The sequence below is a fragment of the Amycolatopsis sp. w19 genome, assembly GCF_051373225.1.
Lineage (GTDB): Bacteria > Actinomycetota > Actinomycetes > Mycobacteriales > Pseudonocardiaceae > Amycolatopsis > Amycolatopsis japonica.
Genome location: NZ_JBPQFM010000016.1, coordinates 92,011 through 110,723, shown reverse-complemented (window position 1 = coordinate 110,723; position 18,713 = coordinate 92,011). Strand labels below are relative to the sequence as shown.

Below are 18,713 nucleotides of genomic sequence, written 5' to 3'. Positions count from 1 at the left end.
TTTAGTGATCTAATCGGAAGCTACATCAGTCGAGTAGGGGGTTTGGATCAGATGGATCCTGACGATCTCGACGGTGGGACTCCCGACACCCACCGGCCCTCGGATCAGGATTCCTCGCCAGCGAACGGCACCGCGACCCGCACGGTGGGAAAAACCGACCGGCACGCGTCGCTCGTCCGTCTGCTGACCGAGTTGTCCGCCGAGAGGGATCGGCGCGGCGAACCCGCGCTCGCTTTTCTCGGCCAGGGGTACCGCCTTTTGGAGCAAAATTCCGACAGCGGGACATTGGGGACGCAATATCTCACGATGGTGGAGGCGAGTCCGTACGGGATCTGTGTCCATCAGCGGGGCAAAGTCGTGTTCGTGAACTCGGCCACCATGAGGTTCGTCGGCGCGAAGGTGTCGACCGAGATCATCGGGACGCACATCACGGATCTGGTCGACGCGGGTTCGCAGGACGCGCTGCTGGCGCGGATCGGTTCGCTGGCCTCGCCCGGCTCGTTCAGCGAACCGACCGAGATGACCTTGCGGACCCTTCAAGGCCGTAGCGTTGCCGTCGAATCCCAGGCGGTGCTCACCACCTGGGAGGGCAAGCCCGCGTACCAGGTGATCATGCGCGATCTGACCACGCAGAAGGCGGCCGAGTCGGGCCTGCGGTTCCAGGCGGCGCTGGTCGGCCACGCGAGCGACGCGATCATCGCGACGTCGCCCGACGGGCTGGTCACGAGCTGGAACCCGGCGGCCGAGGCCGTCTACGGGCACGACCTCGACCAGGTCATCGGGGTGCCGGTGGCCGAGGTCGTCGGCGCGCCGATGAGCCCGCGGGAGGTCGTCGCGGCGGGTGGTGTCGTGCAGGCGACGCATTACAGCGCCGACGGCACGGCGCTGGCGGTGCGTGTCTCCGCGGCCGAGATGTTCGACGGTTACGTGCTGCTGTGCGCCGACGAGACCGCGCAGCGCCGGGCCGAGGCCGAATTCGCCACCGTCGTCGAGACGCTCGACGAGGGGGTGCTGCTGGTCGGCCCCGGCGGACGGATCGAGCTGGCGAACTCCGCGGCGCACCGGATCGCCGGCGTGCCGTCGGGATCCCTGGTCGGCCTGGAGAGCCGGACGCTGCGGCTGCACGACGAACAGGGCGTTCCGGTGCCCGTCGACGATCTGCCGTCCGCGCGGGTGCGCCGGTCCGGGAAGGTCGAGACCGGGCGGGTCGTGCAGGTGCGGCGGCGCGACGGCGCGCACCGATGGCTTTCGCTGACCTCCGGCCCGCTGATGGCGCCCGGCCAGAGCGTGCCCTCGGTGCTGACGTCCTTCGCCGACATCACCGAACGGCGGGCGATCAGCGAACGGCTGGCCTACGAGGCCACCCACGACCCGCTGACCAGGCTCGCGAACCGCACGTACGCGCTGAACCACCTGCGCCGGACGATCGCCGACCCGGCGGCCACGACCACCGTGATGTTCATCGACCTCGACAAGTTCAAGATCATCAACGATTCGCTCGGTCATACCGTCGGCGACCAGGTGCTGCGCATCATCGGCGACCGGCTGCGGGCCGCCGCCGGGCCTTCGGACCTGGTCGGACGGCTCGGCGGGGACGAGTTCCTGGTCATCACCACCGGTTATACCGAAGCCGCCGAGGTGCGGGCGCTGGCCGATCATCTCCAGCGGCGGCTCGCCGAATCGCTCACGGTGCACGGCCGAGAACTGCATATCAATACGAGCATTGGAATAGTGATCGCCGAACCGGGCGATCGACGCACCGCCGACGAATTGCTGGAAGACGCCGATTTGGCGATGTATCAGGCGAAAACTTTCGGCCCCGGTCGTTACGCGTTCTATGCGCCGATCATGCGGAAACGAGTGCGGGACCGTTTCGCGCTGGAACAGGATCTGCGGAACGCCGTCGCGGAAGGGCTGGTCGAGACCGTTTATCAGCCCGTCGTCGATTTGCGGACCGGTGAGATGGTCGCGGTGAAGGCGAAGTCCTGTTGGGACCATCCCGTTCGCGGGCCGATCGATCCGGCGGAATTGGCCGAGCTCGCCGACGACGGCGATCTTTTGACGGTCATCGGGGCGGAGGTTCTCGCCAAGGCCGCCTGCGAGATCTCTCGATGGCGTGCCGATCATGGTGTGCACTGTAATGTGAATGTGAGCCTTTCGGTCCGCCAACTGGGCGATCCCACGTTGCTGCAAGTGGTTCAGACAACACTGGAGAGTGCAGGTCTTGGGCCGCAGGACCTGAGTCTCGACGTCGACGAGACGGCGCTGAAGGACGCGGCCGACGCCGTCGACGCGCTGCGGAAGACCGGGGTGCGGGTGACCGCGGAACGGTTCGGCGCCGGGTACTCCTCGCTCGCGCAGCTGTGCAGGCTCGATCTGAGCGTGATCGAGATCGACCGGTCGTTCGTGGCCGACCTCGGGCGATCGAGCGACGCCGAACCGATCGTCGCCGGGATCATGGCGATGGCGCACGCCGTCGACCTCATGGTCGTCGCGGAAGGCGTCGAGACCGCGCGGCAACTCGAGGTGCTGCACGAACTCGGTTGCGATTGGGCGAAGGGGCCTCTGGTGGCTCCGCCGGGCCGGGTCGAAGACCTGAAGCCCGCGTACGAACACGTTGTGCGGTGAACCGGACGCTCGTCGCGTACGTGGTCCTTTGATGCGGGACCAAAGCCTCCTGTCGTGACGGCTCTTCCCTGCGCAGGCTTACCGGTGAAGGAGGTCCGTCGTGTCGCTTGTGTACCTGTGGCGCCGGATCCACCTCGGCCGCGGCTGGGATCGGGTCGAGGCGGCGATCTTGATCGCCTGCGTCCTGATCGCGCTGCTCGGTGTGCCGCTGGCCGCGGCGGCGGGCTCGGAGGCCTACGCGACCATGATGGCGCGCTCGGCTCTTGAGACGGCTTCGCGTCACTCGACGACCGCGTTCCTGCTCGAAGACGCTCCGCCGGCGCGCGTCGGTGTCGATGGGACGCCCTCCGTGGAGACGGCCCCGGTGGCGGCGCGATGGGCGTTGCCGGATGGTCGGTTTCAGGAGGCGCGTGTCGCTTCGGGCCTCGGCGCTTCGGCGGGGGACGCGGTGATCGTGTGGCTCGACGAGTCCGGTGCCGTCGTGGAGCCGCCGGTGACGCCGCTGGACGCGGCCAGTGCGGGGATCGGTGTCGGCGTGGGGGTGTGGCTGGGCGCGGCGGCGCTGCTGGCGGCGGCGTATCTGCTCGCGCGGCACCTGCTGAACCGGGCGCGGTGGGCGGCTTGGGACCGGGAGTGGGAGCGGTTCGGGCAGGACTCGCGTTCTTGAGGCTTTGGCGTTTAGTCCTCTGAATGCCTGCGGTCCGTGAAGGCCTCCTTCCCTCGGCTGAGCCCAAGGGGAAGGGGGCCTTCACGCGCGCTGGCTGTGAGGCCTGAGGGTCGCTGAGGCGCATGTGGTGATTTGGTGGTCCGTGAAGGCGTCCTTCCCGACTTTGAGGGTCAGGGTCCCGGCAAAGTCGCCATCCGCTGGTCAAGCGGTGACGAAGGGGGCTCGTCATAGTGGCCTCACGCCCCTCTCGACTGTCCATAGGGGACAATTCTGAGGTGATCGTGCCCGATTTGAGCGTTTTGCGAGTGGGTCGTGAGTGTTTTGTGTCGTTCTAACGACACAAAGCACTCACGACTCACTCGAAAACCGGGCAGATATGCATCAAACGGACATCCACCTGTCGATTGGTGTCCTTTGTGGACAATAGCCGGTCAAGCTCCTGGCATCTGCCCCGCTCGGAGATCCAGCCAGAATCGTCTTGGGTGGCATTGACCGGCGCTTATGCGACTTTGCCGGAACCCTCCTTTGAGGGTAGTCAAGGAGGTCTTCACGGACCGGTGGCCATCGCGGAGCGCGTGAGCCCGTCGCGTTTAGTCCTCTAAATGCGGGATGTGGGCGCTGACCTGCGGGGAAGCGTCAAAGTGGTAGCAAAGGTCCCTTGCTCCCATGCGCGTGGCTTGTCTCTGTACCTACTAGTATGTACGGTCAGGACGTGGACAAGAGGGAACGGCTCATCGAGAGCACTCGCGAGCTTCTGTGGGAGCGCGGGTACGTCGGCACCAGCCCGAAGGCGATCCAGGAGCGCTCCGGCGCCGGCCAGGGCAGCATGTACCACCACTTCCAGGGCAAGTCCGAACTCGCGCTCGCCGCGATCGGCCGCAGCGCCGACGACCTGCGCGCCAAGGCGGAGGCCGAGTTCTCCGGGCCCGGTTCGGTCGTCGAGCGCATCACCGTCTACCTGCGCCGCGAGCGCACCGTGCTCAAGGGTTGCCCGGTCGGCAGGCTCGCCCAGGATCCCGACGTGATGGCCGACGCGGAGCTGCGAAGGCCGGTCGAGGAGTACTTCGGCTGGCTCACCGGGCGCCTCGCCGAGTTGCTCGAAGAGGGCCGCGCCGCCGGTGAACTCGACCAGACACTCGACCCGCTCACCACGGCGACCGCGCTGGTCGCGGTGCTGCAGGGCGGGTACATCCTCGCCCGCGCCGCCGGCTCCCCGGACGTGTTCGCGAAAGCCGTCGACGGCGCCCTCGGCCTGCTGACCACCAAGGAGAACTGACATGCCCTTCGTCCGCATCGACACCATCGGGACCGAGAAGCTCGAAGCTCTCGGCAACGCCGTCCACGACGCGCTGGTCGAGACGATCGGGATCCCGGCCGACGACCGCTTCCAGGTCCTCAACGGCCAGAGCACCCTGAAATACGACGACTACCTGGGGATCCGCCGCGACGAGGGGATCGTGTACGTCACGATCACCATGCGGCAGGGGCGTACCGACGAGCAGAAGAAGTCGCTGTACCGGCGGATCGCGGAGCTCGCCGAGGAGTACGCGGGGACCGAGCCCCGGAACGTGCTCGTCATGATCACCGAGACCGATCCGGTCAACTGGTCGATCGGGAACGGCGAAGCGCAGTACGCGTGATCACGCGGGCGCGGCGGTGAAGGCGTGCTGCTCCAGCAGCCACCACGTGTCGCGTCCGAACGACCAGGTCAGCAGCGCCAGCGCGCCCAGTGTGACCACGAAACCGGCCCAGAACGGCAGGACCGTCGAGGCCACCACGACCAGCACGATGCCCTGGACCGCCGCGACCGTCTTGCGCGCCATGCTCGGCGGAAGCGGCGTGTTCAGCCACGGCCACAGCCTGCCCGCCACGACGAAGACGTAGCGCATCGCGCCGATCGTGAGCACCCACGGGCCCAGCGACTGCGCGACGACCACGCTCAGGATCAGGATCAGATACGCGTCGACCTCCATGTCGAACCGCGCGCCCAGCGGCGACGCCGTCCCGGTGCGGCGCGCGACCTGGCCGTCGACGGCGTCCAGGGCGAGCGCGACCGACGCGATGACGACCATCGCGACGATCTCCCGGCCCGCGGTGTCGACGACGAGCGCGGTCACGCAGCCGACCAGCCCGCTGCGGGCGAGAGTCACGGCGTCGGCGGGGCCGAGGGAGCGCGCGGTGCTCCGGTTCAGGCCGTAGGTCAGGAATCCGCCCACGGCGAGGCCGTAGGCCGCTCCGGCGAGCCAGCCCAGCGGGCCCAGTCCGGTGACGGCGTCCAGCGTCCCCAGCAGCGCCAGCTGGACGAGGACCCCCAGGAAAATACCGGGGTTGATCACGAGGCCTCCTCGTTATGGTGGCGGTGACCCCGCTTCCAGGGTCCGACATGAGAGGACACGATGGAACGCGCCTTCTGGTTCAGTGGTTCCGGCGACGGTGAGCTCAGGCCCGTCACGCTCCCTCCGGTCGGCGATGACGAAGTACTGGTCCGCACCCTGTACACGGGCGTGAGCCGCGGCACCGAGACGCTCGTCTTCCGCGGCGAGGTCCCACCGAGTCAACGTGCGGCCATGCGCGCGCCGTTCCAGGAAGGCGACTTCCCCGGTCCCGTCAAATACGGATACCTCAATGTCGGCGTGGTCGAACGCGGTCCGGACGACCTCGCCGGGCAGGTCGTCTTCTGCCTCTATCCACATCAGACGCGCTATGTCGTCCCGGCGTCCGCCGTCACGCCGGTGCCGCGCGAGGTCCCGCCGGAACGCGCGATCCTCGCGGGGACGATCGAGACCGCGGTCAACGCCGTCTGGGACGCGTCGCCGAAACTCGGCGACCGGATCGCCGTGGTCGGCGCCGGGATGGTCGGCAGCAGCGTCGCGAAACTGCTGGCCGGTTTCCCCGGAGCCAGGGTGCAGCTGATCGACGTCGACCCGGCGCGCGCGAAGATCGCCGAAGCGCTCGGTGTCGACTTCTCGACACCGGAGGACGCGCTGGGCGAGTGCGACCTCGTCGTGCACGCCAGCGCGAGCGAAGCAGGGCTCGCCCGATCGCTGGAACTTCTCGCGCCGGAAGGCGAGGTCATCGAGCTGAGCTGGTACGGCGACCGGAGGATCAGCGTCCCGCTCGGCGAGAACTTCCACTCACGACGGCTGTCGATCCGCAGCAGCCAGGTCGGCATGGTCTCGCCGTCCCGCCGGCTGAACCGGACCTACGCCGACCGTTTGGCGCTCGCCTTGCGTCTCCTCGCCGATCCAGGGTTCGAAGTGCTGGTCAGCGGGGAATGTCAGTTCCGTGAACTACCGGACGTCTTGCCGCGTCTGGCCGCGAATGAACCAGGAACGCTCTGCCTCCGTGTGACCTATCAGATGGAGGAAACGCGTTAGGGCTCGATCCGGGAGGTCCGTTGTTCAGTATCACCGTCCGCGACCACGTCATGGTCGCCCACAGCTTCCGCGGCGAGGTCTTCGGCCCAGCACAGCGGCTGCACGGCGCGACCTTCCTGGTGGACGCGACGTTCCGCCGGTCCGAACTGGACGCCGACAACATCGTCGTCGACATCGGCAAGGCGACCGAAGAGCTCAAAGCGGTGCTCGCCGACCTGAACTACCGCAACCTCGACGACGTGCCCGAGTTCGCCGGGATCAACACTTCGACCGAGTTCCTCGCCAAGGTCATCGCGGACCGGCTCGCCGGCCGCGTCCACGCGGGAGCGCTCGGTGAGGGCGCGCGCGGCCTCGAAGGGCTCACCGTTTCGCTGCACGAATCCCACGTCGCGTGGGCGAGCTACGAGCGTGCGCTGTGAACCGTCTCCACGTGGTCCTGCCCAACGACATCGACGACGTGAGCGCGCCCAGCGGCGGCAACGTCTACGACCGGCGGTTGTGCGACGGCCTCGCCGGCGAGGCGGTGGAGGTCCACGAGATCCCGGTGCGCGGGAACTGGCCGCGGCCCGACGCCGAAGCGCGCAAGGTCCTGGCACGCAAGCTGGCCGAACTTCCCGACGGCGCCGCGGTGCTGCTCGACGGACTGGTCGCCTGCGGGGTGCCCGAGGTGATCGCGCCCGCCGCGCGGCGGCTGTCGATCGCGGTGCTGGTGCATCTGCCGCTGGCCGACGAGACGGGACTTTCGCCTTCGCTCGCCGCCGAACTGGACCGGCTGGAACGCGAGACGCTGGGCGCGGTCGACGCCGTGGTCGTGACCAGCGAATGGGCGGCTCGACGGCTGATCGGGCACCACGACCTCGCCGCGCATCGCGTGCACGTGGTGCCGCCCGGCGTCGACAAGGCCGAAGTCGCGTCCGGGAGCCTGGACGGGACGCGGTTGGTCTGCGTCGCCAACGTCACGCCGCGCAAGGGACAGGGCACGCTCGCGGACGCGTTGAAGTCGCTCAAAGATCTACCGTGGATTTGTGAGTGCGTTGGTGCCATTCCCCGAGAGACCCGCTACGTCGAACGCCTGCGGCGGCACGCGCTCGGCGGACGGTTCACACTCACCGGCCCGCGATCCGGCGAGGAGCTCGAAGCGACGTACGCGGCCGCAGACCTTCTCGTGCTGCCTTCGCGCGCGGAGACCTACGGCATGGTCGTCACCGAGGCTCTCGCGCACGGCGTCCCCGTGCTGACGACCGCCGTCGACGCTCTGCCGGACACGCTCGGCCGGGCGCCCGACGGCAGTGTGCCCGGGCTGCTCGTCCCCGGTGAGGACGTCAACGCGCTGGCCGCGGCCCTGCGCCGCTGGCTCACCGAACCCGACCTGCGTGACCGCCTTCGCGCCTCCGCACGCCTGCGCCGCGAGACGTTGACCGGCTGGGACGAGACGGCCCGCGGCGTCGCCGCCGTGCTGCTGAGCGAACGGACGGCGGCATGACCAAATACGCCCCCAGCTGGCTCCAGCTGCGTGAAGACGCCGACGCCGCCGCTCGGGCGGCCGAGCTGATCGAGCCGGTGCGGTCCTTCTTGAACGAACAGGACGAGGTCGTCATCCGGGATCTCGGCTGCGGCACCGGTTCGCTCGGCCGCTGGCTGGCCAGGCGGCTGCCCGGCCGCCAGCGCTGGATCCTGCACGACCGCGATCCGGACCTGCTCACCCACGCGCAGGCCCGCACCAGCCGTCCGGATCACGCTTTGGACGGAAGGGAAGTCACCGTCGTCACCGAACAGCGTGACATCACCGAGTTACGCGCGGAGGACCTCGCTGGGACCTCGCTCGTGGCGGCGTCGGCGCTGCTCGACCTGCTCACCGCCGAGGAGATGTCCCGGCTGGCGGAAGCGTGCGTCGAGGCGCGCTGCGCGGTCCTGTTCACGCTGAGCGTTTCGGGCCGGGTCGTGCTTTCGCCCAAGGACAGGTTCGACGTCGAGATCTCCGACGCCTTCAACGCGCATCAGCGCCGGGTGACCGGCGGCCGGTGGCTGCTCGGGCCGGACGCGGTGGACGTCGCCTTCGGGGTTTTCGAACGCCTCGGCGCCACCGCGCGGCGAGCGCCGAGCCCTTGGCGGCTCGGGGCGGATCAGGCCGCGCTGACCGCGGAATGGCTCACCGGCTGGGTCGGCGCCGCTTGCGAACAGCGGCCGGAACTCGCGGCGGACGGCGACTCCTACCTGCGATGGCGGCTCGCGCAGTGCGCGGCAGGCGAGCTGAACGCGGTGATCCAGCACGAAGATCTCCTGGTGGTGCCCGCGTGAAACGGCTCTGGCCCTGGCTTCGGATCGTCGGCGCGCTCGCCATCCTCGGCGCGCTCGTCTGGCAGCTGGGCACCGGCGCGTTCCTCGAAGGTCTGCGCGAGGTCGACGCGGGCGGGATCGCCGCCGCGCTCGGGATCGGTTTCGCCACCACGGTTTTCAGTGCCTGGCGCTGGCGCATCGTCGCGCGGCGGCTCAGTCTCGAACTCTCGCTCGGGAGCGCCGTCGGCGAGTACTACCGCGCGTTGTTCCTCAACGGTGTCCTGCCGGCGGGCGTCCTCGGCGATGTGAACCGCGCCGTGCAGCACGGGCGCGAAGCCGGTGACGTGCCGCGCGGCGTCCGCGCGGTGGTGCTGGAGCGCACGGCCGGGCAGATCGTGGTGATCGGCGCTTCGGTCGTCGTCGTGCTCAGCGCGCCTTCCGTGGTGCCGCCGCCGATCGACCGCGTGGTGACGGCCGCCGGGATCGTGGTGGTCGTCCTCGCCCTCGCGGCGATCGTCACCGGGATGACGGCCGGGAAGCGGTGGATCCACAGTGGATCGAAATGGCGCCGCGGGTTCGCCGTCTCCCTCGCCGACGTCCGGCTCGGCCTGCTGACCAAGGAAACCTGGCCAGGGGTGGGCCTGCTCTCGGTCGCCACCCTCGCCGGGCACCTCGCCCTGTTCGTCGTCGCCGCGCGCGCGGCGGGCGTCACCGCGCCGGTCGGCGACCTGCTGCCGTTGATGATCCTCGCCCTGCTCGCGATGGGGCTGCCGCTGAACATCGGCGGATGGGGCCCTCGCGAAGGCGTTTGCGCGCTGCTGTTCGGCGCCGCCGGCCTCGGTTCGGCGCAGGGCGTCACCGTGGCCGTCGTCTACGGCGTGCTCGCGCTCGTCTCCAGCCTTCCCGGTGCGGGCGTCCTGCTCGCGCGTTCTGTCAGGAGTCACCGAACAGACAGGAGAAGCCCGATGACCGTCGAGAGGGTCGTTGAGACCAGACTGCCCACCCGGTACGGCGTTTTCCGTGCGTATGGGTACTTGGACGCCGACGGCACCGAACAGATGGCGCTGGTGCACGGCGACGTCGCGACCTCCCGCACGCTGGCGCGGGTCCATTCGGAATGCCTCACCGGCGACGTGTTCAGCTCGATGCACTGCGAATGCGGCGACCAGCTGGACGCCGCGCTGCGGGCGATCGTCGACGAGGGCGCCGGAATCCTCGTGTACGCCCAGGGCCACGAAGGACGCGGAATCGGCCTGCTCGCGAAGCTGAAAGCGATGCGGCTGCAGGACGAAGGGCTCGACACCGTCGAGGCGAACATCGCGCTCGGACTGCCCGTGGACGCCCGCGACTACCGCGCCGCGGCGGAGATCCTGAACGATCTCGGCGTGCGGTCGGTGCGGCTGCTGTCCAACAACCCGGCGAAGGTCGACCAGCTGGAACGGCACGGCGTGCGGATCAGCGAGCGGGTGCCGCTGCTGGTCACGCCGAACGACGAGAACCTGCGGTACCTGCGGACCAAACAGGAGCGGATGCACCATTTCCTGCCGCATCTGGACGCCATCGAGTCGGTGGGCGCGGCGCGGAGCTGAAGGGGACTTTCCCCGCGTCTCACGCGGTGAAGGGCGCGTGCGGGGTCGTGAGTGGTAAAGAGGGTTAGAACGACACGAAACACTCACGACCCGCTGTACCGACGCCCCACCCGCCCGAACAGGCGAACAGTGCATGACATGCGGGGAAAGTCCCCTTCAGCCGAGCGCGGCCAAGGTGTCCCCGAAGCCCTCCACCAGTGACGCCAGCACCAGCCGCCCTTTCTCCGCAGTCGCCAGCGAAGGCCGCCCGACCACACCGGATTCCGCGTACGGGCGCAGGCCCACCGTCAGCAGGTGCCGCCTGTCGTCGGCGAGGTGATCCGCCTCGGTGAACCCGTCCCGGACCAGCGACGGGTGCGCGTGCAGCAACAGGGAGGTCTCCAGTTCGCCGGCGTGCATGTCGCTGTCCAGGGACGTCTCCAGCCCGGCCGCGTCGTGCGCCGCCTGCCAGCCTTCGACACCGGGGAAGAGCGCCATCGGCGACGTCGACTCCTGGACCACGTTGGACAGGACGTAGTTGCCGCCGTGCGCGTTCACCAGCACCAGTTTCGGGACACCGGAACGGCGCAGAGACGCGGCGACGTCGTTCACCACGGCGTGCAGCGTCGCGGCGGAGATGCTGACCGTGCCCGCCCACTCCGCGTGTTCGTGGGAGCAGCCGATCGTGATCGGCGGAAGCCGCAGCACCGGATACGCCGCGGCGAGGGCGTCGGCGATCGTCGTCGCGATCACCGCGTCGGTGGCGAGCGGGAGGTGCGCGCCATGCTGTTCGAAACTGCCGACGGGCAGCACCGCGACCTCGGCGCCGCGGGCGCTTTCGTCGGCCGTCGTGGCCGTCGGGAACAGGTTCACGCGGGCTACGGTACCCATATGACCGACCACGCCGCATTGTTGTCCGTGGCCCGCGAGGCCGTCGCCAAGGCGACCGGGATCATCCGCTCGATGACGTCGTTTTCCGTTGCCGCCAAAGGTGATCGCGACATGGTGACCGACGTCGACCTCGCCGTCGAGGACACCGTTCGGGAGTTCCTGGCGCGCGAGACGCCGGAGATCGGCATCCTCGGCGAGGAGCGCGGGCACGAGGGGAACGAGGACCTGTGGTGGGCGCTCGACCCCGTCGACGGCACGGCGAACTTCGCGCGCGGGATTCCGCTGTGCGGTGTTTCGCTCGGTCTCGTCGACGGTCTGAACAGCACGGTCGCGGCGATCTCCCTGCCGTTCCTCGACGTCACCTACACCGCTGTGGCGGGCCAGGGCGCGTACGCGGGCGAAGAGCGTCTCACGGCGTCGAAAGCGACGAAGCTGTCCGACGCGATCGTGAGCATCGGCGACTTCGCGGTCGGCGAGGGCGCGGAGGTCAAGAACCGGGTCCGGATGGCGTTGCTGGCCGAACTCGGCGGCCGTGTGCAGCGGGTCCGGTTCCTCGGTTCCGCGGCGATCGACCTGGCGTGGGTCGCGGACGGCAAACTCGACGCGAGCGTCATCCTCGCCAACAAACCGTGGGACACGATGGCGGGTGTGCTGCTGGTGCGCGAGGCCGGGGGAGCGGTCGTCGACCTCGACGGCGGCGAGCACACGGTGCGTTCGGCGGCCACGATCGCGGTCGGCGCCGAACTGCGTGACGAGATCGTCGCGTCGATCGCGCGCGTGGCGGGCTGAACTTTGTCACCCGGGAAATGAACCGGACGGGCGCCGTATCCGTGTCTCCTGATAAGGCGCCCGCATCTGGAGGTAACCGTGTTCACCTCGAATGTCCGCGTGACCGAACCGGTCGTCTTCGTCCTGCCGGGCGAAACCGAGGACGTCAGCGGTGAATACGACCGCCGGATGTGCCAGAACCTCCCGGCCACCGGCCTTCCCTTGCTGGAACTGCCGATCGCCGGGGAATGGCCGATGCCGGGGCCGCTGTCGCGGTCGAGACTGGCCCGTTCGCTCGCCGCGCTGCCCGACGACACCGTCGTCCTGATCGACGGCACGGTCGCCTGCGGGGTCCCGGAGATCGTGGTCCCGCACGCGCGGCGGCTCCGGCTGGCCGTCCTGGTCCACCGGCCGCTCGCCGACGATCCCGCGCTCGACCCGGCGCAGGCCGCCGAACTCGACGCCTGCGAACGGGAGACCCTGCGGCTGACGGGGATGATCGTCGCCAGCGGGCCGTGGCTCGCGCGGCAGCTGATCGACCGGCACGACCTCGACCCGACCCGCGTCTACGTGGCGACACCGGGCACGGACGCGGCGCCGCTCGCCGCCGGGGCCGACGGCGTTTCGCGGCTGCTGTGTCTCGCGCCCATGACCCCGCGCCACGGCCAGGACGTGCTCATCCGGGCGCTGTCCCTGGTCGACGAACTGGCGTTCAAATGCGTGTTCGCCGGCGCGACACACCACGATCCCGCGTACGTCGACGAACTGCGCTGGACGGTCGAACGGCTCGGGCTCGGCTCCCGGATCAGCCTCATCCAGCCGCCGGACGACCTCGACCTGGTCTACGACGGCGCGGATCTGCTCGTCCTGCCCGCCCGCGGCGGCACGTCCGGACTGGTCGTCGCCGAGGCGCTGGCGCGCGGGATCCCCGTGGTGGCCACGGAAACCGCCGGCGCGCACGACGCGCTCGGCACCGCGCCCGGCGGCGGCGTGCCCGGCATGCTGGTGCCGCCGAACAACCCGTCGGCACTCGCGGCGGCGTTGCTGCGCTGGTCGCTCGACGCCGAACTCCGCCATTCCCTGCGGACGTCGGCGCTCGCGCGCAGCAGCGTCCTCGAGGAATGGGACGTCGCAGCGGGCAGGCTCACCGATGTGCTCTCCCGGTTGCAGGCGGCGCCGCGCCAGCCGGTTTGATCATCGCCCGGAAGCAGCTATCGGGGGAGATCACCGGCTCGGTTGACTGGGCGGCATGCGAATCGTCGATCTTGCGTCCCGTCCCGATCTCCTCGATGCCGCGCTGAATCTCGGCGACGTCGGCGGTGAGTTCATCTACGCCGGGTTCAGCGGCAAGATGATCACCCCTGACCGGTTCCTGCGCCACTGGTCGCGGTATTTCCTGATCGCACTGGACGACGGCGGCGAGCCGATCGCGCGGGCGCTGTCGGTCCCGCTGACCTATCCGGCCGAAGACCGCCACGAGCTGCCTTCGCACGGGTGGGACGAGGCGATCCAGTGGGCCGCGCAAGATCTCATGGACGGCCGCGCGCCGGACACCCTGTGTGCGCTCGAAGTCGTTGTGGCGCCGCGAATGCGCGGGACGGGCCTGTCCACGCCGATGCTCAAGGCGCTGAAGGCGCGCGCGGCCGAGACGGGGTTGAAGCGGCTGATCGTCTCCGTGCGCCCGATCGGCAAGGAGGACGAACCCGACGTTCTCATGGAGGACTACGCCCTCCGGCGGCGCGAGGACGGGCTGTTCGCCGACCGCTGGCTGCGCACCCACGAACGGCTCGGCGCGCGGATGATCAAGGTGTGCCCGTTCGCGGTGACCATTTCGGGCTCGATCGCGGACTGGAAGGAGTGGAGCGGCGTCGACCTCGTCGACGGCGACAACGTGATCCCCGGCGGGATCGCGCCGGTGCACGCGAACGTCGAGCGGGACTGCGGGGTGTACGTGGAGGCGAACGTGTGGATGGAGCACCCGTTCTGATCGGCTCAGTCTTCGCGGCGGCGGAAGCGCTCGCCGTCGAAGACCATTTCGAGTGGCGGGAGCCGGGTGTCGGGCCGCCAGCCGGCGCGGAAGGCGTCGCGAATGGCGCGGCGGACCTGCGTCTGTGTCGGCAGGAAGGCGTGGTGGTAGGGGTCCAGGACGAGAATCTGACCGTCGGTGCCGTCTTCCTTGACGCGGATCGCGCGCGTCGTGCGTTCCCAGTCGGCGTCGAGATGCCAGAGGAACGACTGGCCGTTGCGCAGCGAGACCCGATGGGTGTCCTTCTCCGGCCAGGCCATCGTGCTCACTCCTCGTCATCGTGTCGCGGGGCGTTCCTCGCGATTTCCGCCGCAATCGTCGCATCGGGCCCGGTGCCGTTCTCCGGTACCGCAGAGTGGAGCCATGGACCTCGAACGAGTCGGTTTCGCCGGGCTGGGCAGTATGGGCGAACCGATGGCACGGAACCTGGTGCGGGCCGGGATCCCGGTGCTCCGCTGGAACCGCACGCCGGGCAAGGCCGGCCAGGTGGCCGACGTCGCCGAACTCTTCGCGCGGTGCGACGTCGTGATCCTGATGCTCAAGGACGCGGCCGCCGTCGACGCCGTGCTCGGCCGCGGCGGGCCCGAGTTCGCCGGGCGGGTGGCGGGCCGCACGATCGTCCACATGGGAACGACGGCACCAGGTCATTCCCGCGCGCTGGAGGCGGACCTCGTCGCGGCGGGGGCGAAGTACGTGGAGGCGCCGGTTTCGGGTTCGCGTGTCCCGGCGGAGGCGGGGGAGCTGGTCGCGATGCTCGCGGGCGACCCCGGCGCGGTCGAGGACGTCCGGGAGCTGTTCGGGCCGATGTGCCGGGAAACCGTGTACTGCGGGCCGGTTCCCAACGGGCTCCTGATGAAGCTGGCGGTCAACGTGCACCTGACGTCGGTCGTGACTTCGCTGGCCGAGACGGTGCATTTCGCCCGGGCGCACGGGCTTGATCTCGGCCGGCTCGCCGACGTGCTCGGCGCGGGGCAGCTCGCCAGCCCGATCCTGCGGGTCAAGGCACCCAAGCTGGTCGAAGAGGATTTCGCGCCGCAGGCCTCGATCACGAACGTGCTGGCCAACGTCGAGCTGATCGCGGCGGCGGCCGGGGACGCGGGCCTGAAGCTGCCGCTGATCGAGGCGTCCCGTGCCCTCTACGCCGAGACCGCGCGGCTCGGTCTCGGCGAGGAGGACATGGTCGCCGTCGTCAAGGCGCTCGACACCCGCTCGCATCCAGAGGACTGAATGCCGTCGTTGCGTGTGCAAGGACCGCATTTAGTCCTCTAAATGCGGTGCTTTGGGGGGCAGGGACCCGGCGTGGTCGGTCGCTTGGGCGTTGTGAAGGGGACTTTCGCCGCATCGGATGTGGGGAAAGTCCCCTTCACGTCAGGCGCAGCCGCCCCTGACCGCATTCAGAGGACGAAATGCGGTGGGGGTCAGCCGCGCAGGGCCGAGGCGATCCGGCCCGCCGCGGCGAAGGACTCCTCCTCCGGCTCACCGAGCAGGGGAAGCAGGATGACGGACTCGGTCCCGGCCGCGTACAGCGCGCGGATCTGCTCGACGCACCGGTCCAGCGGGCCGCTGATGCTCAGCCTGTCGATCCACTCGGGCCGCAACCGCCGGGCCAGGTCTTCGCGGTCGGTGGCGGCCTTGACCTCGGCAAGCAGTTCGGCGCCGAAGTCCAGCGGCTCCAGCGCCGGACCGGAGTTCGGCCCGATCGCGGACGCCACGTCGGACCGGGCGCGTTCGCGGGCCCGCTCGGGATCGGCGTCGAGGGCCAGCCAGTTGTAGGTGGCGATCGAATGGCCTTCGACGCCGATCAGGTCCCGCGTCGCGCGGACGTACTCCGGGGTCGCCGGTTCGGCCAGGAGCGTCCCGTCGGCGACCCGGCCCCCCGCCGCGAGCGACTTCGGGCCGCGGACGCCGGCGACGAGCTTCGGCGGCAGCGCGGGCGGGAACTCCAGTTCGACCTCGTCGAGCCGGACATGCTTGCCCTCGAAGGAAACGCGCTCACCCGCCAGGAGCCGCCGGATGACCGTCAGCGTCTCCTCGAACGCGGCGAGCGCCGACTTCGGCCACGCGTCGATCTGCCGCATCCAGCTCGGCACCCCGTGCCCGAACCCGGCGATCAGCCGTCCCGGGTACAGCTCCGCCAGCGCCGCGATCTCCATCGCCGCGATGGCCGGGTTCCTCGCCACGGCGGGCATGATGCCGATGCCGAGCGTGATCTTCTCGGTCGCCGCCAGCACCGCCGACGCCGTCGCGATCCCGCCCGCGTAGAAGCAGTCCTCGACGATCCAGACCTCGTCCAAACCCTCCCGTTCCGCGCGCCGGGCGAGGCCGGTCAGCCGGGCGGCGGGCAGCTCGCGCGGGATCCTGACCCCGAGCCGTGAAACCATGACGTTCTCCGTTCACTCAAACGCGCCGCAGCACGCGTAGCAGGTATTCCTTGCGTTCCAACGGGTTGTGATCGGTTCTAGATCGTGATGGCACCGGTCCCCGGACGGGCCGGTAGCCGTGGAAGGACGTCTCCATCGCGCCTTCTCCGCGGGTCGCCGAGGGCAGGAGCTGGTGCACCTCATGGGTTTTCGCCGCCGGGATCTCGCCTTCCAGCTCGGCCGTCCCGTCCTTCGTGAGCGTCGTCCGCGGCACGGCGCGCGCTCGCGCCAGCAGTGCGGTCACCGGGCCGAGCGTGTCGGCCGGCGTCTGGAGGGTGAACCGGTGCAGGGGTTCGTGCACGGTCGTCCCGGCTTCGCGCAGCGCCTCCATCAGCACCAACGGCGTCAGATCGCGGAAATCGCCCGCGGTGCTGGACATGCTCTTGTCGAACGTGCCGTGGGCGTGGCTTTGCCTGGCGTAGTACCCGGAATGCGTCATCGTCACCGCGCAGTCGCGCACCTCCCAGCCGTGGATGCCTTCGCGCAACGTCTCTTTCACCGTGTCCTCCACGGCTTTGACGAAGGAGTACGGCATCGAGCCGAGTTCGACCTCCAGCCGGAATGAAATCCCGCTTCCGGGTTCGACGCGCAGTCCGACCGTGGCCAGAAAGGGGTTCGACGCCGTGCCGATGAGTTCGACGGCCGATCCGGTGCCGTCGACGCGTTCGACGCAGATCGTGGTCGTCTCGCTGAACGTGACGTCGATGCCGTACTCGTCCGCGAGCGTCGCCTGTATGACCTCCTTCTGCACTTCTCCGTACAGCGAAACGGAAGTCTCCTGGCGGACCTCGTCGTGCCGCAGGCCGATCAGCGGATCCTGTTCGGTCAGCCGGGTGAGCACCTGGTGCAGCGGCCCGCGATCGGCCGGGCGCACCGGCGAGACGACGGTTTCCAGCGTCGGCGGCGAGAACCGCGCTTCCCGCGTCCGCGGCCGGGCCCCGAGCACGTCTCCGATCCGGACGTCGAGCCCCGAAAGCTTCGCGATCCGCCCGGCTTCGGCCGACGCGGACGGCACGGCCGCGCCGTTGTCGAAAACGCTGATCGCGGTGACCTTGCCTTCGCCATCGCCGAGCGGGACCTTGTCGCGCACGGCGACGCTGCCGGAGAACAGCCGCACGTACGCGATCTTCTCGCCGCCCGGCGCGCGCTCGACCTTGAACACCGTGCCGGACAGCGGCGCGTGGACGTCGGCTTCCTTGGCGGGCAACAGGTTCTCGATGCCGTCGCGGAGCGCGTCGATCCCGGCGCCGGTGATCGCGGACCCGAAGTAGACCGGATGCACGCGACCTTCGGCGACTTTCGCGGTGAGTTCGGCGCGGAGCCGTGACGGCGTGAACGTGTCCGGGGCGGTGAGGTATTCGGTGAGGAAGTCCTCGTCGAGCGTCGCCAGCAGATCGATCACCCGATCGGTTGCCATCGTGGTCGACGACGGCGTGAGCTTCTCGGTGATCTCCCGGAAAACGCGCTCCGGATCGGCGCCGCGACGATCCAGTTTGTTCACGAACAGCAGCACCGGGATGCCCAGCCGCCGCAAGGTCCGCATGAGGACACGGGTCTGGGCTTGGACGCCTTCGACCGCCGACAGCACCAGGACGGCGCCGTCGAGCACGCCGAGCGCGCGTTCGACCTCGGCGATGAAATCGGGGTGGCCGGGGGTGTCGATCAGGTTGACGGTGACGTCGCCGAGGGCGAACGACACCACGGCCGCCTTGATGGTGATGCCGCGGGCGCGTTCGAGCGCCAGCGTGTCGGTCTGTGTGCTGCCGTCGTCGACGCTGCCCAGCTCGCCGATGATCCCGGCGGTGTGCAACAGGCGCTCGGTCAGGCTCGTCTTCCCGGCGTCAACATGCGCCAGAATCCCCAGATTGAGGGTCTTCACGAGTGGTCTCGTCCTCGAGGTAGGCGGGAATTACCTGATGGAAGGACGTGGACACTCGCAAGGCGATCATCTCCTAGGCCGGGAACCGATCTTCCCGACTACAACACCCCCGCTCCGGCGGCGCAACCGAAATACCCCCGAACGCAATTCGTCCTCTGAACGCGGTAGTTGCGTGTGCAAGTACCGCATCCAGAGGACGAAATGCGAAAGGG

General features: G+C 69.3%; 18 protein-coding genes. 13 read left to right on the top strand and 5 right to left on the bottom strand.

Going from position 1 to position 18,713, the window contains the following annotated elements:
* The first annotated feature begins 51 nt into the window (after positions 1–51).
* From ACSMFO_RS27760 to ACSMFO_RS27745, 4 genes are all read left to right on the top strand, one after another.
* Entirely contained in the window at positions 52–2,628 is a 2,577-nt protein-coding gene (locus ACSMFO_RS27760) for an EAL domain-containing protein (protein WP_436461065.1), read from the top strand.
* Positions 2,629–2,728: 100 nt separating this feature from the next.
* Positions 2,729–3,295, top strand: coding sequence for an Rv1733c family protein (locus ACSMFO_RS27755; RefSeq protein WP_436461064.1), 567 nt, complete (start codon positions 2,729–2,731; stop codon positions 3,293–3,295).
* A 712-nt stretch (positions 3,296–4,007) separates the two neighbouring features.
* A complete protein-coding gene (locus ACSMFO_RS27750; RefSeq protein WP_436461063.1) occupies positions 4,008–4,571 on the top strand; it encodes a TetR/AcrR family transcriptional regulator in 564 nt (187 codons plus the stop codon).
* 1 nt (position 4,572) lies between these two features.
* On the top strand, positions 4,573–4,935 hold the full coding sequence (locus tag ACSMFO_RS27745; RefSeq protein WP_436461062.1) for a tautomerase family protein: 363 nt from the start codon (positions 4,573–4,575) through the stop codon (positions 4,933–4,935).
* On the opposite strand, the gene ACSMFO_RS27740 is transcribed toward ACSMFO_RS27745, so the two are convergent.
* Positions 4,936–5,631 carry a CDP-alcohol phosphatidyltransferase family protein gene (locus ACSMFO_RS27740; RefSeq protein ID WP_436461061.1) on the bottom strand — a complete coding sequence of 232 codons (696 nt, stop codon included), beginning with the start codon at positions 5,629–5,631 and terminating at the stop codon, positions 4,936–4,938.
* 60 nt (positions 5,632–5,691) lie between these two features.
* Between ACSMFO_RS27740 and ACSMFO_RS27735 the strand changes: the two genes are divergently transcribed.
* From ACSMFO_RS27735 to ribA, 5 genes are read left to right on the top strand one after another with little or no spacing between them, the layout of a single operon-like run.
* The gene (locus ACSMFO_RS27735; RefSeq protein ID WP_436461060.1) at positions 5,692–6,672 is read left to right on the top strand and encodes a zinc-dependent alcohol dehydrogenase; all 981 of its coding nucleotides are present in this window, start codon (positions 5,692–5,694) and stop codon (positions 6,670–6,672) included.
* Between the two features lie 20 nt (positions 6,673–6,692).
* Positions 6,693–7,091: a 6-pyruvoyl trahydropterin synthase family protein gene (locus ACSMFO_RS27730; RefSeq protein ID WP_038518637.1), complete on the top strand. Its 399-nt coding sequence runs from the start codon at positions 6,693–6,695 to the stop codon at positions 7,089–7,091.
* Complete coding sequence (locus ACSMFO_RS27725; RefSeq protein ID WP_436461059.1) at positions 7,088–8,155, top strand: glycosyltransferase family 4 protein; 1,068 nt, start codon at positions 7,088–7,090, stop codon at positions 8,153–8,155. Before ACSMFO_RS27730 ends, ACSMFO_RS27725 begins: the two co-directional genes overlap by 4 nt.
* Positions 8,152–8,970 carry a methyltransferase domain-containing protein gene (locus ACSMFO_RS27720; protein ID WP_436461058.1) on the top strand — a complete coding sequence of 273 codons (819 nt, stop codon included), beginning with the start codon at positions 8,152–8,154 and terminating at the stop codon, positions 8,968–8,970. Before ACSMFO_RS27725 ends, ACSMFO_RS27720 begins: the two co-directional genes overlap by 4 nt.
* Entirely contained in the window at positions 8,967–10,538 is a 1,572-nt protein-coding gene (ribA, locus tag ACSMFO_RS27715) for a GTP cyclohydrolase II (RefSeq protein ID WP_436461057.1), read from the top strand. The genes ACSMFO_RS27720 and ribA overlap by 4 nt, the downstream gene beginning before the upstream one ends.
* Positions 10,539–10,694: 156 nt before the next feature.
* On the opposite strand, the gene ACSMFO_RS27710 is transcribed toward ribA, so the two are convergent.
* Positions 10,695–11,390, bottom strand: a complete 696-nt coding sequence (locus ACSMFO_RS27710) for a creatininase family protein (protein WP_436461056.1) — start codon at positions 11,388–11,390, stop codon at positions 10,695–10,697.
* Between the two features lie 18 nt (positions 11,391–11,408).
* Between ACSMFO_RS27710 and ACSMFO_RS27705 the strand changes: the two genes are divergently transcribed.
* The 3 genes from ACSMFO_RS27705 to ACSMFO_RS27695 all read left to right on the top strand — a co-directional run bounded on the left by ACSMFO_RS27705 (position 11,409) and on the right by ACSMFO_RS27695 (position 14,163).
* Complete coding sequence (locus ACSMFO_RS27705; protein WP_436461055.1) at positions 11,409–12,197, top strand: inositol monophosphatase family protein; 789 nt, start codon at positions 11,409–11,411, stop codon at positions 12,195–12,197.
* Positions 12,198–12,275: 78 nt separating this feature from the next.
* On the top strand, positions 12,276–13,370 hold the full coding sequence (locus tag ACSMFO_RS27700) for a glycosyltransferase family 4 protein (RefSeq protein WP_436461054.1): 1,095 nt from the start codon (positions 12,276–12,278) through the stop codon (positions 13,368–13,370).
* Positions 13,371–13,425: 55 nt separating this feature from the next.
* Positions 13,426–14,163, top strand: coding sequence for a GNAT family N-acetyltransferase (locus ACSMFO_RS27695; RefSeq protein WP_436461053.1), 738 nt, complete (start codon positions 13,426–13,428; stop codon positions 14,161–14,163).
* 5 nt (positions 14,164–14,168) lie between these two features.
* Here ACSMFO_RS27695 and ACSMFO_RS27690 read toward each other — a convergent pair whose 3' ends face one another.
* A complete protein-coding gene (locus ACSMFO_RS27690) occupies positions 14,169–14,462 on the bottom strand; it encodes a hypothetical protein (RefSeq protein ID WP_436461052.1) in 294 nt (97 codons plus the stop codon).
* Positions 14,463–14,565: 103 nt separating this feature from the next.
* Here ACSMFO_RS27690 and ACSMFO_RS27685 point away from each other — a divergent pair, with 103 nt between their 5' ends.
* Positions 14,566–15,429: an NAD(P)-dependent oxidoreductase gene (locus ACSMFO_RS27685; RefSeq protein WP_436461051.1), complete on the top strand. Its 864-nt coding sequence runs from the start codon at positions 14,566–14,568 to the stop codon at positions 15,427–15,429.
* 191 nt (positions 15,430–15,620) lie between these two features.
* Here the strand turns inward: ACSMFO_RS27685 and ACSMFO_RS27680 are convergent, their stop codons facing one another.
* Both ACSMFO_RS27680 and ACSMFO_RS27675 read right to left on the bottom strand, forming a co-directional pair.
* Positions 15,621–16,583 (bottom strand): LLM class flavin-dependent oxidoreductase, encoded by a 963-nt coding sequence (locus ACSMFO_RS27680; protein WP_436461050.1) that lies wholly within the window; start codon positions 16,581–16,583, stop codon positions 15,621–15,623.
* Between the two features lie 16 nt (positions 16,584–16,599).
* The gene (locus ACSMFO_RS27675) at positions 16,600–18,501 is read right to left on the bottom strand and encodes a GTP-binding protein (RefSeq protein ID WP_436461049.1); all 1,902 of its coding nucleotides are present in this window, start codon (positions 18,499–18,501) and stop codon (positions 16,600–16,602) included.
* Positions 18,502–18,713: the final 212 nt, after the last annotated feature.

Excerpts from the sequence above, each read along its gene's own strand:
- ACSMFO_RS27760 (WP_436461065.1), top strand. The coding sequence starts at position 52 with ATGGATCCTGACGATCTCGACGGTGGGACTCCCGACACCCACCGGCCC.
- ACSMFO_RS27745 (WP_436461062.1), top strand. The coding sequence starts at position 4,573 with ATGCCCTTCGTCCGCATCGACACCATCGGGACCGAGAAGCTCGAAGCT.
- ACSMFO_RS27735 (WP_436461060.1), top strand. The coding sequence starts at position 5,692 with ATGGAACGCGCCTTCTGGTTCAGTGGTTCCGGCGACGGTGAGCTCAGG.
- ACSMFO_RS27720 (WP_436461058.1), top strand. The coding sequence starts at position 8,152 with ATGACCAAATACGCCCCCAGCTGGCTCCAGCTGCGTGAAGACGCCGAC.
- ACSMFO_RS27705 (WP_436461055.1), top strand. The coding sequence starts at position 11,409 with ATGACCGACCACGCCGCATTGTTGTCCGTGGCCCGCGAGGCCGTCGCC.
- ACSMFO_RS27695 (WP_436461053.1), top strand. The coding sequence starts at position 13,426 with ATGCGAATCGTCGATCTTGCGTCCCGTCCCGATCTCCTCGATGCCGCG.
- ACSMFO_RS27690 (WP_436461052.1), bottom strand. The coding sequence starts at position 14,462 with ATGGCCTGGCCGGAGAAGGACACCCATCGGGTCTCGCTGCGCAACGGC.
- ACSMFO_RS27685 (WP_436461051.1), top strand. The coding sequence starts at position 14,566 with ATGGACCTCGAACGAGTCGGTTTCGCCGGGCTGGGCAGTATGGGCGAA.
- ACSMFO_RS27680 (WP_436461050.1), bottom strand. The coding sequence starts at position 16,583 with ATGGTTTCACGGCTCGGGGTCAGGATCCCGCGCGAGCTGCCCGCCGCC.